Source organism: Ruegeria sp. G7 (assembly GCF_056535465.1).
Genome location: NZ_JBQFIL010000001.1, coordinates 2,209,857 through 2,225,622, shown reverse-complemented (window position 1 = coordinate 2,225,622; position 15,766 = coordinate 2,209,857). Strand labels below are relative to the sequence as shown.

The following is a 15,766-nucleotide window of genomic DNA, read 5'->3' as shown; positions in this document are numbered from 1 at the left end:
GATTGAAAGCGTACGCGCCAACGCGCGGGAATTGCGGCACAATTCCGGGTCAGAAAACACAACTGAAGTGAGACAGGTATGAGTGGCGGGGAGACAGGGATTCGAACCCTGGGGACGCTCTCACGCCCAACGGTTTTCAAGACCGCCGCATTCGACCACTCTGCCACCTCCCCGCGTGAGGCCGGGTCTAAGCGCAGATGCCGGCAGAGGCAAGCCATAAAGCGGGATTTATTGCCGAAGCGAAACCAGCGCTCTTTCCATGGACCGGCACCCGCGTTATGATCCGCGTATCAGACCGCACGAGACTGGCAACAAGAACCAGCGCGACGCGGTTGGGGCGCGGCCTTGAAGGCCTGGTCAGGCAAGGGATGAGACAATGAAGCGAGCGACTGGCACACGCTTTGGGCCACAACGGCTGGCGTTTCTGGCCGTGAGTTTGGCGGCTTTGGCAGGGTGCGAGGAAGGGTTCAACCTGCAGCCCCCCGAGGCCGAAGAACAAACAGGCGAAGACGCCGACAACACGAACAGGTTTGAACTGTTCCCCGAGGCCAACGCCTCGAACCAACGTGACGTGGAAGCCCCCGAGGTGTTTCAGGTGACCGAAGCGGGCCTTTGGGATGGACGTCCTTCTCTGGGCGGTGTCTGGGTCGCACATCCTGATGTTTCACAACCCGAACGTGTGCTGATCAAGAATACGGCCAACAATAAATCTGTGACCGGGGCCCTGTTCCGCCGCGACCGGAACCTGCCGGGACCTGCGCTGCAGGTGTCGTCTTCTGCCGCATCACAGCTGGGCATGCTGGCCGGGGCACCTACCCGGATCGAAGTGGTCGCGTTGCGGCGCGAAGAAGTCGCGCCCGCTCCGCCGCCAATCGCAGATGATCCTGCAACACCCGACGTCACAGAGGAAGACGCCGCGCCAGCCGACATTGCCGAAGCAGACACCCCCGAGAAGCCCGCCAAGCGAAAGTGGTGGCAAAAGAAACCTGCGGAAGAAACTGCGGCCGCGGCGGCGGTCGCAGGCGCAGCGGTGGCTTCGGCTGGTGAAGAGGCGGCTGAAACGACTGTCGACGCGGTCGATACCGTGGCCGAAACGGCGACATCCGAAGCCCCGGCAAAGCGCAAGTGGTGGCAAAAGAAGGCCCCCGACGAGACGATAGCAGCCGAGGCAGAAGTGACGACCGCGCCGCTAGCGGAAACCGGGACCGAAGCCGCTTTGGCCAGTGAGCAGACAGCAGCCGCTACTTTGTCTGACCCGGACGTCACGCCTCCGGTCGAAAAGCCGGCCAAGCGGAAATGGTGGCAGAAGAAAGATCCCAATGCCATCACCGAAACCCAACTGGATCCGATAGCAGGGGCCGAGGCAGCCATTGAGGCGAGTGCGCCGACAAGCGCAGCTGCAGCCGCTGCCGCCGCACCCGAGGCGACCGACGGATTGGCGAAGCCATTTGTTCAGGCTGGCACGTTCAGTGTCGAGGCCAATGCCAAAAGCGCGGCGGACAAAATCCGGCGCAATGGCATGGCTGCTCAGGTGGCCGAACTGAAAGGGGACGACAACACCGTGTGGCGCGTGCTGGTTGGTCCAGCTTCGACCCGGGCCGAACGCCGCGCTTTGTTGAACGACGTCAAAGACCTCGGCTTTACCGATGCCTTCACGGCCAAGAACTGAGATGAGGAGGCCCACAATGCTCTCTGCACTGCGATCCACATGCCTTGCCTTTGGGCTATCGGTACTGGCACTGCCCGCTCTCGCCTTTGATACAACGGCGCGAGCCGCATATGTGATGGACCAGAAAACCGGTACGGTGCTGCTTTCGAAAGACGCCGACCAGCCGTTGCCTCCCGCTTCGATGTCCAAGCTCATGACGCTCTATGTCGCGTTCGAGGCTCTGCGCGACGGGCGTCTGACGTTGCAGGAGACCCTGCCCGTCTCGGAACATGCCATGAGCTATGGCGGCTCGACCATGTTTCTGAACACGCAGGACCGCGTAACAGTCGAGGACCTTCTACGAGGGATCATCGTGCTGTCTGGCAACGATGCCTGCGTGGTGATTGCCGAAGCCCTGAGCCCAGATGGGACCGAGGCCGGTTTTGCCCGGTTCATGACGCAACGCGCGCAGCAGATGGGCATGAACCAATCGAACTTCGCAAATTCCAACGGCTGGCCCGCCGCCGGGCACATGATGTCGGTGCATGATCTTGCCATTCTGGCCGACCGCCTGATCACCGATTTTCCCGAATACTATCCGCTTTTTGCCGAAGAAGAATTCGAATTCGATGGCCGCGCGCCTTCGAACTCGCGCAACCGCAACCCGCTGCTGCGTCTGGGCATCGGAGCGGATGGGCTGAAAACCGGGCACACGCAAGAGGCCGGATATGGCCTGGTGGGCTCGGCCAAACAGGGCGACCGCCGGGTTGTGTTTGTTCTAACGGGCCTCGACAGCACGCGTACCCGCGCAGAGGAGGCTGAGGCCGTGGTTAACTGGTCGTTTCGAAATTTTGTCGAGAGGACAGTTGCCAAAGCGGAAGAACCGGTAGCACAAGCCAAGCTATGGATGGGCGCCGAAAAGACGGTTGGACTTGTCCCGCAAGAGGACCTGACCCTTCTGTTCCCCGTTCTGGGCGAAAAGGACATCAAGGCCGAGGTTGTTTATGACGGTCCCATCAATGCGCCGGTGTCAAAAGGCCAGCAACTGGCCGAGCTTGTGATCCAACCCGAAGGCCTGCCGGAAATCCGCCGTCCGCTTGTGGCCGACCGGGACGTTGCGCAAGGCGGATTTGTTGTGCGCATGATGACGGTTGGCGGCATCGTTCTGAAAGACGTGATCAATATCCCGTTGGAGCAAATGTGACGCCGCGCGGAGTATTCCTGACCTTTGAAGGCATTGACGGATCGGGAAAATCCACTCAGGCGCGCCTGCTGGCCGAACATCTTCGCGCCGAAGGCCGCGAGGTCGTCCTGACACGCGAGCCCGGTGGATCAGCCGGGGCCGAAGAAATCCGCGCTTTGGTGCTTCAGGGGGACCCGGATCGCTGGTCTGCCGAGACCGAGATTCTGTTGTTCACCGCCGCCCGGCGCGACCATCTGGAACGGACCATCGAACCCGCTCTGGCTGCTGGCAAGGTGGTGATCTGTGACCGCTTCGCCGACAGCACCCGCATGTATCAGGGCCTGTCGCGCGGGGATTTGCGCGGGATGGTCGATCAGCTGCACGCACTGATGATCCAGCGTGAGCCTGATCTGACCCTGCTGATCGATATGGACCCCGAAACAGGTCTGTCGCGCGCAAAGGGACGTCAGGGCACAGAGGAGCGCTTTGAAGATTTCGGCCTTGAGCTGCAGCAAAAAATGCGCGCTGGCTTTTTGGCGCTCGCGGACGAGTTTTCCGACCGATTTCACGTTGTTGACGGCAACCGGGACATGGACAGCGTCGCGCAGGATGTGACAGATATCATTACAACAGTCCTGCGATGAACGAGACATGAGCGACGAAATCCCATCCCCGGATCAGGCCCTCGGCGCACCGCACCCGCGCGAAACGGTGCAACTGTTCGGGCAGGACGCGGCCGAACGGGCCTTTCTGACCGCCTATACCTCGGACCGGTTGCATCACGGCTGGCTGTTGACCGGTCCGCGCGGCGTTGGCAAAGCGACGCTGGCATGGCGTATCGCGCGGTTTCTGCTGGCGACACCTCCGGCAGATGACGGCGGGCTGTTCGGAGCCCCTCCGCCGCCCGAGACGCTTGAGATCGCCCTCGATCACCCGGTCGCGCACCGCATCCTGGCCGGGGCAGAGCCCGGATTGGCCGCGATCACCCGCTCGGTCAACGATCAGGGGCGTCTGCGCAATGAGATCGTCGTTGATGACATCCGCAAACTGGGCCGGTTCTTTGGTCTGTCCTCCGCCGATGGCGGACGGCGGGTCGTTATCGTGGATTCAGCCGATGAGATGAACACCAGCGCCGCCAACGCGTTGCTGAAGATGCTCGAAGAACCGCCCGCGCGTACGACCCTGCTGTTGATCTCGCACCAACCCTCGCGTCTGTTGCCGACCATCCGGTCCCGTTGTCGAACCCTGCGCCTGTCGCCTCTGGGGGTCGAAGACATGCAGGCCGCGCTGGCGCAGACCAGCGCGGAACTGCCCGCGCAAGCGGACCATCTGGCCGCCCTCGCGGCAGGCTCGGTCGGCGACGCGGTGCGCTTGATCAATCTGGGCGGGCTGGACCTCTATGCCGAACTGATCGCCATTCTGGGCACCCTGCCCCGGCTTGACCGGCAGCGCGCGCTGAAACTGGCCGAAACCGCCGCCCAGCGCGGCGCGGCTGAACGGTTCGACCTTCTGTTATCACTCATCGACATCGCCCTGTCCCGCCTTGCCTTGACCGGCGCAACCGGCGCGGCCCCTATGCCCGAAGCCGCCCCAAATGAGGCGGAAACGCTGGCCCGCCTTTCGGGCTCTGCGCACAAGGCCCGCCAATGGGCCGAGGCCGCCGCGCTGATCACATCACGCGCGCGGCATGGGCAGGCGGTGAACCTTGACCCTGCCTCGCTTGTCCTAGATACGGTGTTCAAGATACAGGAAACCGCCGGTCACAACTGATGAGCCCCACCCCCGAAATTACCGACAGCCATTGCCATCTGGACTTCCCGGATTTCGACGGCCAGTTGGACGACATCGTATCCCGCGCAACTGAGGCCGGCGTAACCCGCATGGTCACCATCTGCACCCGCCTGCGCAACGAACCCACCGTGCGCGCCATCGCCGAGGCCCACGCGCCGGTCTTCTACGCCGCTGGCACCCACCCGATGAGCGCCGCAGACGAGCCGATGGCCACGGTGGATGAACTGGTCGCGCTGGCCCGTCATCCAAAATTCGTCGGCATCGGCGAAAGCGGGCTGGACTATCACTACACGGCGGAGTCGGCAGAGGTGCAGCAACAGTCGCTGCGCATTCATATCGAAGCCGCCCAGAAAACCGGCCTGCCGCTGATCATCCACGCGCGTGCGGCAGATGACGACATGGCCCGCATTCTGGCCGAGGAACACCGCAACGCGCCCTATTCCTGCGTCATGCATTGCTTCTCATCTTCGGCGGAACTGGCCCGCGCGGCGCTTGATCTGGGCTTTTACCTGTCCATGTCCGGCATCGCCGCCTTCCCCAAAAGTCAGGAGCTGCGCGACATCTTCGCCGCCGCGCCCATCGACCGCATTCTGGTGGAAACCGACGCGCCCTATCTGGCCCCTCCGCCCAACCGTGGCAAACGTAATGAGCCCGCCTATACCGCCCACACCGCCCGCAAAGGGGCCGAAGTGTTCGGGGTGGACTACGCCGATTTCGCCGCTCAGACGCAGGCTAATTTCGACCGGCTATTCACCAAGGCCGCCACGTATAAGGTCGCCGCATGAGCGAGATACGCTGCACGATCCTGGGCTGCGGTTCATCCGGTGGCGTGCCCCGGCTGGGCGGGCTGTGGGGGGCATGCGATCCCGACAATCCCAAGAACACCCGCCGCAGATGCTCGGTACTGGTTGAACGCGACGGGCCGGATGGTACCACGTCTGTCCTGATCGATACCTCGCCAGACATGCGCAGCCAGTTGCTGAGCAGCGGTACGGGGCGCTTGGACGCGGTTGTTTACACCCATTCCCATGCGGATCACACCAATGGTCTGGACGATCTGCGGATGATCTTCTTCAACATGAAGGCGCGCGTCCCGGTCTGGGCTGATGGTGATACGCAGAATGATCTGCTCAGCCGGTTTGGCTATGCGTTTGTGCAGCCCAAGGGCTCACCCTACCCACCGATCCTTGACCTGCACACAATCGACGGCCCGTTCGAAATCGACGGACCGGGCGGAGCGATCCCGCTGCAACCCTTTCTGGTCAATCACGGGATGATCGACGCGCTGGGATTCAAGATAGGGAACCTCGCCTATCTACCTGATGTTTCAGAGATTTATGACGACGCATGGGCTGAGCTACAGGGCCTCGATTGCCTGATCATCGACGCCCTGCGCCGCACGCCCCATCCCACCCACGCGCATCTGGAAAAGACGCTGGGCTGGATCGAGCAACTGACCCCGAAACGCGCCATTCTGACCAATATGCATATCGATATGGACTATGCCACGGTCGAGGCCGAAACCCCGGACCACATCACGCCCGCCTTCGACGGGATGGTGATCCGGCAAGCGCTTTAGGGGGCGGGTCGCTGGCCGCCTCCGACACTCTGCCCACGGCTTTGCCATGTTCCAAAGCCTGATTGACGTCATCCTGCCGGTCTTTCTGGTGATCGGCGCCGGGTATCTGTCAACGCGACTGGGGTACTTCCGCGAGGTCCATATCGACGGGTTGATGAAGTTCACACAGGGCTTCGCCATCCCCTGCCTGCTGTTTCTTGCAATCGCCAACCTTGACCTCAGCGCCAGTTTCGATCCCCGGCTGCTGGGCAGTTTCTACACCGCCGCCGGTCTGTGTTTCGTCGTCGGTATGATAGGCGCGCGCCTGATCTTCCGCCGCGACTGGGAGGATTGCGTCGCCATCGGTTTCTGCTGTCTGTTCTCGAACTCAGTCCTGCTGGGCCTACCGATCACCGAGCGCGCCTATGGCCCCGAAAACCTGACCGGCAACTTCGCGGTCATCGCGTTCCACTCGCCCTTTTGCTATGGCGTGGGCATCACGGTCATGGAAGTGTTCCGGCACCGGGGCCACGGCGGCGCACAGATGATCAAATCCGTGCTGACCGCCATGTTCAAGAACGCCCTGATTCTGGGAATCGGGTTGGGTTTCATCGTCAACCTCTCGGGCCTCGGCATCCCTACCGTGGTGGATGACGCACTGAACCTGATCACTCGCGCCGCACTACCCGGAGCGCTGTTTGCTCTGGGCGGCGTGCTGGTGAAGTACCGCCCCGAAGGTGATCTGCGCGCGATCTTGTTTGTTTGCGGCATCTCTTTGATCCTGCACCCCAGCCTCGTCTGGCTGTTCGGAACGTCGCTATCGCTGCCCCAGGACCTGTTCCGTTCAGGTGTGCTGACCGCCGCGATGGCACCGGGTTTCAACGCCTATATCTTCGCAAACATCTACGGGCGCGCCAAACGGGTCGCTGCTTCGTCGGTTCTGATCGGAACAGGGGCGTCTATCCTCACCGTCTGGCTTTGGCTGACCCTTTTGGGCTGACTGCCGCATTGACTTTAGCCGTCATCGTAACACCTATCGCGTGACAAAACCGGAGCTCGAATATGCCAAACGCTGTCATCGTTGCCCATGGCCAACCTTCTGACCCTGCCCCCGCCGAAGACGCGCTTGCCTCGTTGGCCGCTGAGGTCGATGCGCTGTGTCATCGGGTCAACGTGCGCTCGGCCACTTTGGCTGCTCCGCAATCGCTCGAGACCCGACTTGATGACCTCCCCGAGGATACCGCAGTTTACCCGTTGTTCATGGCGCGCGGATGGTTTGTCACCAGCGCCCTGCCGAAGCGGATCGGTCAACGGCCCGTACGGATTCTTGATCCCTTGGGGATTGATCCCGAACTTCCCGGTTTGGTCGCCGATGCCCTGCGCACTGTCCTGCAAGACAAAGGCTGGAACGCTGAGAGCACTGATTTGATCGTAGCGGCCCACGGTTCAGGGCGCAGCGCCAATCCCGCCCGCGTCGCGCAGGCGTTCACTGACGCCGTGGCGCAGAAGCTTCCGTTCAAAACCGTCCGCACCGGTTTCGTTGAACAACCCCCATCGATCGCCGATGCGGCGGCAGACGCGGGGCAGCAAGCAATCTGCCTGCCCTTTTTCGCCTGCACCGGTGGGCACGTGCTTGAAGATGTCCCGCAAGAGCTTGAGCGCGCCGCGTTCGGCGGTCACGTCATGCCCGTAATATCCGAACTACCGCAGGTGCAGCGCCACATCGCCAAAGTGCTGGATCGGCTTTGACCAAATTGAAGCCGTAGCAATCAACTCGGCTGTTGCGCGCCGGATAGCGCGCAATAAAACCGATGACAGGAGCGACCGCCCCGTTTCGCCGCATAAAGCGCCAGATCCGCAGCGTGCAGGATATCGACCGCTTTCGCTGCTTCGAACTGTGTCGATAACGCAGTGCCGATGCTGCACGAAACCTGACACTCCGCCCCTTCGAACTGCATTGGCTCACACAGCCGGGCGATCAGGCGGCATGCGATTCTGTCCAGCTTATCGACATCTGTCATGCCTTTGAAAATTAAGACGAACTCATCGCCCCCTACCCGAGCTACCGTATCATCCCCGCGCGTCTCGGCCAGCATGATCTGGGCGGCCTGTTGCAACACATAGTCACCTGCAGCATGCCCGAGACGGTCGTTGACCGATTTGAAAAAATCCAGATCAAGGTGCATCAACGCAAAGCTTGCCTTCATCGAGATCAGGTGCCCCAGCAGGTGATCCATTGCACGGCGGTTCCTGAGCCCCGTCAGAGTATCGGTATAGGCCTGCTCTTCCGCAGCAAGCTTGGCCCCCTGCAAACGCAAATTCAAAGAACGCGACGCCTCCATCGCGGCGGATTTTGCTTCGACCAGATACAACAGCTCGATCGCAAGATCGGTGCCAGAGAAATCCGCACTTGTCAGCGCATAATCCCGCACCGCGTCCAGGATGGAGATGCCGAAGGACAGATTAATTATCGCACCACCACCCGGCAGGGGCGCAATCAGCCCCTTCAGCGCGGTGCGGGGCGCGTCCTGAAATCGTAAATGAAGCTTGGTGCCATGCGTCGCAATCAATGCCGTAAGGCTAGTCACAGAACGGGGCCGTAAGAGCTCGAAGATGTCCAGAAAATAGGCTCCTGCCATCGAACTGTCGGGACGCAGTTTCTGTAAGGTCGGACCGACCCGCACAATCCGACCCGCATCATCGATCTGCACGAACATCGGGCAGAGCGTTTCCAGAAGCGGTGTCAGCGCATCTGTCGATGTCATACCTGTCGCCCCCCCAGATCGAAATGGCGCCCTTGGGAAAATGCGCTTTCGATCAGGATGATCGAAATCACTTCGGCATGACTTTGTTGCCCTTCATAGGTTAAGATAACCAGCGCCCCATAATCATCCGCCATAGCGCGCAATACCCCGGTCATAACGCTGGAAAACCCTGGCAGGCCCGGAGCGCAATGCAACCGATATTCGGCGGGCGAATGCTCCTGCAACTCAAGCGCTGGCAACACCAGATCCGAAACCGCAAGCCGTACCCGGTCCGACAGGTCATCCAGTGAATGAAGAAACTCAACATAGCTTACGCCGCCAAAGCGCAGCAGGCGGCGCAACCCCTCCATGTTCGGATGCGAAACCAAATACGTTCCCAGATCTTCCAGAAACTCTGTTTTTGGCCGCTCCAGATCGGCGCACAACGCGTCAAGAACGCGGCTAGAGACATCGGCGTCATAGATAAGCATCGCCTCAAACTCTTCAAAATCCAAACCTGCGGCTTGCATCGCCTGCTGCCAACATGGGCGGCCATAGGTGGCGCACACAAAGGATTGAATCGCCCTGTTGATCAGCCCATGCATGAAAAGCCCCGGTTTGGATACCCGTGACAAGTGAACCCAGAAAGCTTAACAAATGCCCAAAATCCCACATCGGATCATGACAATACGATGTAATCTCAGCCTGAGATGAAAGGCGATCAGAAGTCGGTCGGGGCGCCTCCTTCAGCCTTGCGGCGGGTCACGAAGTCAGCCAGTTCTTCGCGGATGGCCTCATCCAGCGCGGGCGGCTCGAAACTGTTAACGATCTCTTTGAACATCCTGTGCGCCCGCTCGGCAGTCCAGATGCTGCCTGCGACCTCCCAGGCCTCGAAATTCTTCCAGTCGCTAAGGAACGGCTGATAAAATGCCGTTGTGTATCGATCCTGTGTATGCTGGATGCCAAAGAAATGCCCGTCATTGCCCACTGCCCGAATTGCATCCAATGCGATCTCATCCGGCCCTGTGGCGTTGATCTCAGGCTGCATATAGCGCTGGATTTGCTGCAGTATCTCGCAATCCATAATGAACTTTTCCGGGCTCGCGATCAGCCCGCCCTCAAGCCAGCCCGCCGCGTGATAGACCATATTGGTCCCCGACTGCACCGCCGCCCAGAGCGAGTTCGACGTCTCCCATACCGCCTGTCCATCCGGGACATTGGCCGCGCATACGCCCGACGACCGCATCGGCAGCCCGTAAAACCGTGCCATCTGTCCGGTCATCTGGGTGGAGCGCATGTATTCCGGCGTCCCAAACGCGGGCGCGCCCGATTTCATGTCGACATTCGAGGTAAACGTCCCGATCACACAGGGGATGCCGGGCCGGACGTATTGGAACAGCGCAATCGCGCACAGGGCCTCGGCCAGCGACTGCGCCACCGCCCCGGCCATAGTGACAGGTGCCATCGCCCCGGCCAAAGTGAACGGCGTCACCACGATGGCCTGCCCGCGCCGGGCCAGTCGCAGACAGCCGTCAATCATCGGATGGTCATGTTTCAGCGGCGAGGTCGAGTTGATGTTGGTATACATACGGGGCGATGCCTCGAATTCCTCGTGGCTGAGGCCGCCGGCGATGCGCACCATCTCCATCACGTCCTCGACGCGTTCTTTGCCCAGCGAATAGGCGTGCATCGCTTTGTCGGTCAGCGTCAGCTTGTCATAGAGCACATCCAGATGACGAATGCTGGCATGTATATCCACCGGCTCGACCGGGTAACCGCCCGCGAAATGGATGCAGTTGAAATATTGCGTCAGCTTCAGCAGGTCCTGACACATCCGGCGTGTGCCCGGAACCTTCTTGCCAATCTCCATGTCCCAATAGTTCGGCGGGGACGAGACATTGCCGAACAGCATCGTACGCCCGCCGACCTCGATCGTATGATCGGGATTGCGCGGGGTGATGGTGAAGCTGCTGGGGGCCTTGCGCACCATCTCCATCACAAAGTCACGGCCCATGCGAACGTTGTCACCATTGATGGTGCACCCGGCCTCGCGCAGGATGCCAATGGCTTCCTTGTTGTAGAACTCGATCCCGATTTCTTCGAGGATGCGCATCGCGCCCTCATGGATCGCCTCGATCCCTTCGGGGCTCAGCGGTTCGGTTGGGCGGTCGATGTTAACCGGCGGGTTCCACGGCATCTGATCGATCACGGCACTGCCGCGCCGGGCGGCTGCCCCCGCGCGACCACCGCCGCGACGTTTGCGAGTATTGCTGTCGGCCATGGTTTCCTCCGGGCACTGCTTTTCCCAAGCAAGCCCGGAAGGTTGTTCTATGGCCGCTCTGTCTGCGACACCGCGTGTCGGTTTTGCCGTGTGAAGCGGCGATTTTCAGCGCAGATGGTTAACTGTTAGACAGCCATGCGGGAATATGCCCGATGTCCGGCAGCACGACATCTGCCAGAGGCTCGAGTGTTTCAGCCGGGGCCATTCCGGTCAGGACACCGATGGTCACCATGCCCGCGGCCCGCCCGGCCTCAAGGTCATGCAGGCTGTCGCCCACCATCGCGATGCGCGACGGATCAACGTCGATATGTTTGGCAAAGGCCAGCAATTGCCCCGGTCCGGGTTTGAACCCGTGCCCGCTGTCATATCCGGCAACGAAATCGAAATGATCCTGCACCCCGACCGATGCAAGATGCTGCAGCGCGGGCATCTCGCCATCATTGGTGGCGACGCCCAGCTTCAGCCCGCTTTGCCGCAACCCCTCCAGAAACGGAGCCAAAGGCACCGATGGGATTTGCCGCGCCTCGGCCGAGGCCCGATTCAGTGTCTCCACGAGGTCAGATCGCGATGTTTCAGGCAGATGGTGCCGCAATGCGTCTGCCACCTCGTCGACTGTGCCTGCAATTACAACGCTGTCGGCCTCGTAAGTCTCTTGTGCAAAGTCGAACCCGATGGCCTTGCCCATTTCAACCGCGCGCTCTGCGTCGCCTTTCGACAGACGTTCAAGCGCAACGCGCCCGAAAGCGCCCCAGGTAGCGGCAAAGTCAAAAAGTGTACCGTCCTTGTCGAACAAAAGGGCGTCGATGGGCATAGGGGCTCCTGCAGATTAGGTCCAGTGCATGTCCGATGCGCCCGCCAGCACCGCGTGGGCCTGACCAGGCAGATCGTAGGGGACGGAATTGGCGTCACAAAAGGCGATCACCCACGAATCGTCAAGCATCAGGAAATCGAGAACCGACGTCAGGAACTCGACCTCGCCCGCGCGGGCACGCAAATCTTCGGCGGACGCACCGCTGGCACCTAGAAAAACAGGCAAAAGCTCTTCGTTTCCGACCAGCCAACCCAGCACGTTCAAGGCCAGAGTTTCGGCGGAATTGGCAGAGATCGGCATAAACTGGCCCCGGATCGTGTCTTGGAAAGGGTTTGTTAACCAGACTCATAAACACTTTGGCAACGCATGCAATCTAACGGTGAATGGCTATGTCTGTGCAAGGCACCATACTCGTCCTCGACGGTGTTTCGACCAATCGCATTATGCTCAAGGTGCAGCTGACTGCGGCCTGGTATCATGTTGCGCAGGGCGAAAAGCTCTCTGGGTTGGCGTCGCTTGCGCGGCGGACGCGACCGGATCTTATCCTTACCGCGCAGACTTTGCCAGATGGTACGGCAGCCGACGTGAAAAGGATGATGCAGGCCGAGCCTGCGCTTGCGGATATTCCCGTGGTGGCCATTGCCCCACAAAACGACAAGGCCGCGCGGTTGCGCGCACTTTCCGACGGGCTGGATGATGTGCTGGGCTATCCGCTCAAGGATACGTTGTTATTGGCCCGTATTCGCAGCCTGCTGCGCGCGCGGGCTGACCGGCATGACCTCGACGCGCGCGATGATCCGCAATCGATGGGCTTTGCAGAACCACCTGCGGCCCTGATCGCACCTGCGCCGGCTGCACGGATCGCACTCTTGACGTATTCGCCCCGCACCGGCGCGTTATGGAGCAAAGCCCTGAGCGGGCAGACCCGCCACCGGCTAAGTGCCCACACCCTGCCAAACCTGCGCGGTGTGCTGGGCGACGTTCCACCGGACGCAATCATAATCGAGCTTGGAGCAGAAGCGGCTAGCCTGAAACTGCTGGCCGATCTGCGTTCTCGCAGCGGCACTCGACACACGGTTCTGATCGCGGTTCTGCCGGATGAGGATACGAACCTCGCCGCCGAGGCGCTGGATCGCGGAGCGGATGCCGTCTGTCTGGGTGGGTTCAATACAGATGAAATCTCGCTGCGGCTGGAAACCCAGATCGCGCGCAAAACCCACGATGACCGATTGCGGGCGACTTTGCGCAAGGGATTGGCCGAGTCGCTGACCGATCCCCTGACCGGATTGCACAATCGACGCTATGCCATGCGTGCGCTCGAACGGATCGCCCAACACTCCTTATGCAGCGGACACAGCTTTGCGGTGATGTTGGGCGATCTCGATCATTTCAAGTCCATCAACGACCGCTACGGGCACGCCGCCGGTGATCTGGTCCTCTGTGAAGCGGCGCGCAGATTGGAAGCCGCGCTTAGACTGCCCGGTTTCGTAGCCCGTATCGGGGGTGAAGAATTTATGATCGCACTGCCGCAGACCTCGGCACAGAAGGCTTTGCGACAAGCTGATATCATCTGCGAAAGCATATGCAGCAGACCCTTCCCGCTGCCTGATCAGGCCACGCTGATTCCGGTCACAATCAGCATCGGCCTCAAGTTATGCGCGCCGCCGGAGCTAACCGCCAGCCAAGACGTAAGCCCGGTGAACCGCCTGCTTCAGTCCGCGGACAAAGCGCTTTATGCGGCGAAGAAAGCCGGGCGTAATCAGGTGCAAATCCGCAAAAGCGCGGCGTAACGGGCCAGTCGATCAATCGCGCTTTTTGTGCTTGCGCGGCCCCTGCTTGACCACCTGCTCCAAACGGTCGGCATATACGGCGCGCTCTTCATCCGTCATGACCGTGACTTGCGTCAGCCATTGATCGTGCAGCGCCTCTTGCAGGTCCGAGGTCGCGCGCGCCTGCTGCGCAAGCAGTGCCTGAACGGCAGTCGGCTCGAACGGGACAGCCCGCAGGGCCTGACTGAGCGCTCCAAAATCCTCTTCACGCCGCTTGGACCCCTTACCCCGCAGCACCGACAACTCGCTACGTAGCGCTTTGCGCTCGGTTTTCGGCAGTGCGTAGTACAAGGTCGGACCGAATCCCGGCGGGCCTATCACCCGGTCCCTGTCCTTGAAACGCAGCATGGTACCGATGACAACACCAGCCACCAGCAGGTTAATGGCCAGCGAAACAACCAGCAAAATCGGCATCCATCGGCGTTTGGGTGCAGGCGTATCGGTCATTCCGCATCCTCCAGATAATCATCGTCGAAATTCAGATCGGCCATCAGATATGTCGTGTCCGAAGAAACCAAGAACTCAGCCGGGTCCGGCAAAAAAGTCGGGGCCGCGAAACCGATCCAGACGCCCGCCGCGCTGGCGGCCACAAGACCGCCCAGCCCCTGCCAGCCACCAATGCCTCGCAGGCGCTGTCGCCACGAGGGCGCGGTTCTGGTCTTGCGCGCCAGGCGCACCGCCTCGGCATCGGTTTCGATCCGAACCGCAAGCGCGTCAGGCAGCACATCGCGCGTCGCGCGCGCCTGCGCAAACAGATCCTCAAGTTCCGTGTCGTGATCAGCCATGTTCATACCCCAGTTCATCCTTGCGCCCGGCCAGTATCGCCGTCAAAGACCGTTTTCCCCGTGCGGTCAGACTTTCCACCGCCTCGACAGAGATATCCATGATCCCGGCAATCTCGGGATTGGACAATTCTTCGATATGCCTCAGAACAACCGCCTGCCGCTGCCGGTCCGGCAATTGATCCAGCGCCTCTTGCAAAGCATCACGGCGCGCGACCTCTTGCATCTGCTCGACCACGCTGGCGGCACCGTCCTCGGGCTCGGGTGCGTTCTCCAGCGGATCGGGCCGTTTCCTGCGCCGCAGGTCTACGCACAGGTTCAGCGTCACGCGATAGAGCCAGGTCGAAATCTGCGCCTGCCCCGGCACCCAGTCCGGCGCGATCTTCCACAGGCGCATCATCGCCTCTTGCGTCACATCCTCGGCCTCTGCCCGGTTGCCCAGCATCCGCAACGCGACCGAATAACAGCGGGGGCCCAGCCGGTCGGTCAGCAAGCGGGCCGCCGCGCCATCGCCATCAGCAAACAGGCCCAGCAACGCCTCGTTGCTGGGGTCGGGCATGGCGGGTGAACCGCCATGCGCCATGTCCGGGTCAGAGGTCAGATCCTCCATCCTGCATCAGTTGTTGTCGGTATCCGACTTCTGATGCCGCTTGTGCTTGCCGCCCATCCGGTCCTTTGCATCCGCATATTCCTGTTCCGAGATCGACCCATTTCCATCGGCATCGATGCGTTCGAACATCTTGGAGGCACGGCGCGGTTTGGGCAATTCATCTTCGCTGAGGAACCCATCTGCGTTTGCATCGTGCTTTTCGAACATCTTCGTCACACGCTCGTTGGCCTTGACCTGAGCCGCCGCTTGCATTTCTTCGACGCTCAGCTGCCCGTCTCCGTCCGCATCGGCCGAGGTGAATTTCTGCATACGCTGCTCAGTGATTTCGGTCAGCGTCACCTGACCATCGCCGTCGATATCCAGCTCCTCAAAGCTCACGCGCGGCCCTTTGGCAAAGGCCGAAGTCGCAGTGACCGCAACGGCGGCCCCGACGATCGCAAAGATGAAGGTTTTGTTTTTCATGACTTATTTCCCTGATAAACGCGGCCCTGTGCCGCCGCTGATACTGTTCAAACGCGGGGCCGGCAGG

At 61.0% G+C, this 15,766-nt stretch carries 18 protein-coding genes and 1 tRNA gene; 9 read left to right on the top strand and 10 right to left on the bottom strand.

Going from position 1 to position 15,766, the window contains the following annotated elements:
• Window positions 1-83 precede the first annotated feature (83 nt).
• Window positions 84-173 (bottom strand) — tRNA-Ser (locus ACR3EN_RS11175).
• A gap of 203 nt (window positions 174-376) precedes the next feature.
• Here ACR3EN_RS11175 and ACR3EN_RS11170 point away from each other — a divergent pair.
• From ACR3EN_RS11170 to ACR3EN_RS11135, 8 genes are all read left to right on the top strand, one after another.
• Entirely contained in the window at window positions 377-1,669 is a 1,293-nt protein-coding gene (locus ACR3EN_RS11170) for an SPOR domain-containing protein (RefSeq protein WP_480822493.1), read from the top strand.
• Between the two features lie 16 nt (window positions 1,670-1,685).
• Entirely contained in the window at window positions 1,686-2,852 is a 1,167-nt protein-coding gene (locus tag ACR3EN_RS11165; protein WP_480822496.1) for a D-alanyl-D-alanine carboxypeptidase family protein, read from the top strand.
• Window positions 2,849-3,475, top strand: coding sequence for a dTMP kinase (gene tmk, locus ACR3EN_RS11160; RefSeq protein ID WP_480822498.1), 627 nt, complete (start codon window positions 2,849-2,851; stop codon window positions 3,473-3,475). Before ACR3EN_RS11165 ends, tmk begins: the two co-directional genes overlap by 4 nt.
• A 7-nt stretch (window positions 3,476-3,482) precedes the next feature.
• On the top strand, window positions 3,483-4,601 hold the full coding sequence (locus ACR3EN_RS11155; RefSeq protein WP_480822500.1) for a DNA polymerase III subunit delta': 1,119 nt from the start codon (window positions 3,483-3,485) through the stop codon (window positions 4,599-4,601).
• Complete coding sequence (locus ACR3EN_RS11150) at window positions 4,601-5,407, top strand: TatD family hydrolase (protein ID WP_480822502.1); 807 nt, start codon at window positions 4,601-4,603, stop codon at window positions 5,405-5,407. Before ACR3EN_RS11155 ends, ACR3EN_RS11150 begins: the two co-directional genes overlap by 1 nt.
• On the top strand, window positions 5,404-6,201 hold the full coding sequence (locus tag ACR3EN_RS11145) for an MBL fold metallo-hydrolase (protein WP_480822504.1): 798 nt from the start codon (window positions 5,404-5,406) through the stop codon (window positions 6,199-6,201). Before ACR3EN_RS11150 ends, ACR3EN_RS11145 begins: the two co-directional genes overlap by 4 nt.
• A 46-nt stretch (window positions 6,202-6,247) precedes the next feature.
• A complete protein-coding gene (locus ACR3EN_RS11140; RefSeq protein WP_480822506.1) occupies window positions 6,248-7,180 on the top strand; it encodes an AEC family transporter in 933 nt (310 codons plus the stop codon).
• 62 nt (window positions 7,181-7,242) lie between these two features.
• Entirely contained in the window at window positions 7,243-7,929 is a 687-nt protein-coding gene (locus ACR3EN_RS11135; RefSeq protein WP_480822508.1) for a CbiX/SirB N-terminal domain-containing protein, read from the top strand.
• A 20-nt stretch (window positions 7,930-7,949) separates the two neighbouring features.
• On the opposite strand, the gene ACR3EN_RS11130 is transcribed toward ACR3EN_RS11135, so the two are convergent.
• From ACR3EN_RS11130 to ACR3EN_RS11110, 5 genes are all read right to left on the bottom strand, one after another.
• Window positions 7,950-8,945 carry a diguanylate cyclase domain-containing protein gene (locus tag ACR3EN_RS11130; protein WP_480822510.1) on the bottom strand — a complete coding sequence of 332 codons (996 nt, stop codon included), beginning with the start codon at window positions 8,943-8,945 and terminating at the stop codon, window positions 7,950-7,952.
• Entirely contained in the window at window positions 8,942-9,529 is a 588-nt protein-coding gene (locus tag ACR3EN_RS11125; RefSeq protein ID WP_480822512.1) for a heme NO-binding domain-containing protein, read from the bottom strand. The genes ACR3EN_RS11130 and ACR3EN_RS11125 overlap by 4 nt, the downstream gene beginning before the upstream one ends.
• Window positions 9,530-9,645: 116 nt before the next feature.
• Window positions 9,646-11,205: a trimethylamine methyltransferase family protein gene (locus ACR3EN_RS11120; protein ID WP_480822514.1), complete on the bottom strand. Its 1,560-nt coding sequence runs from the start codon at window positions 11,203-11,205 to the stop codon at window positions 9,646-9,648.
• A 118-nt stretch (window positions 11,206-11,323) separates the two neighbouring features.
• Entirely contained in the window at window positions 11,324-12,016 is a 693-nt protein-coding gene (locus tag ACR3EN_RS11115; protein ID WP_480822516.1) for an HAD family hydrolase, read from the bottom strand.
• A 15-nt stretch (window positions 12,017-12,031) separates the two neighbouring features.
• Window positions 12,032-12,316: a DUF3572 domain-containing protein gene (locus ACR3EN_RS11110; protein WP_480822518.1), complete on the bottom strand. Its 285-nt coding sequence runs from the start codon at window positions 12,314-12,316 to the stop codon at window positions 12,032-12,034.
• 83 nt (window positions 12,317-12,399) lie between these two features.
• Here ACR3EN_RS11110 and ACR3EN_RS11105 point away from each other — a divergent pair, with 83 nt between their 5' ends.
• Window positions 12,400-13,806, top strand: a complete 1,407-nt coding sequence (locus ACR3EN_RS11105; protein WP_480843286.1) for a diguanylate cyclase — start codon at window positions 12,400-12,402, stop codon at window positions 13,804-13,806.
• A 12-nt stretch (window positions 13,807-13,818) separates the two neighbouring features.
• On the opposite strand, the gene ACR3EN_RS11100 is transcribed toward ACR3EN_RS11105, so the two are convergent.
• From ACR3EN_RS11100 to ACR3EN_RS11085, 4 genes are read right to left on the bottom strand one after another with little or no spacing between them, the layout of a single operon-like run.
• A complete protein-coding gene (locus ACR3EN_RS11100; RefSeq protein ID WP_480822522.1) occupies window positions 13,819-14,292 on the bottom strand; it encodes a periplasmic heavy metal sensor in 474 nt (157 codons plus the stop codon).
• On the bottom strand, window positions 14,289-14,630 hold the full coding sequence (locus ACR3EN_RS11095) for a hypothetical protein (RefSeq protein WP_480822524.1): 342 nt from the start codon (window positions 14,628-14,630) through the stop codon (window positions 14,289-14,291). The genes ACR3EN_RS11100 and ACR3EN_RS11095 overlap by 4 nt, the downstream gene beginning before the upstream one ends.
• Window positions 14,623-15,237 (bottom strand): RNA polymerase sigma factor, encoded by a 615-nt coding sequence (locus ACR3EN_RS11090; protein ID WP_480822526.1) that lies wholly within the window; start codon window positions 15,235-15,237, stop codon window positions 14,623-14,625. The genes ACR3EN_RS11095 and ACR3EN_RS11090 overlap by 8 nt, the downstream gene beginning before the upstream one ends.
• A gap of 6 nt (window positions 15,238-15,243) precedes the next feature.
• Window positions 15,244-15,699 carry an EF-hand domain-containing protein gene (locus ACR3EN_RS11085; protein ID WP_480822528.1) on the bottom strand — a complete coding sequence of 152 codons (456 nt, stop codon included), beginning with the start codon at window positions 15,697-15,699 and terminating at the stop codon, window positions 15,244-15,246.
• Between the last annotated feature and the right edge of the window lie 67 nt (window positions 15,700-15,766).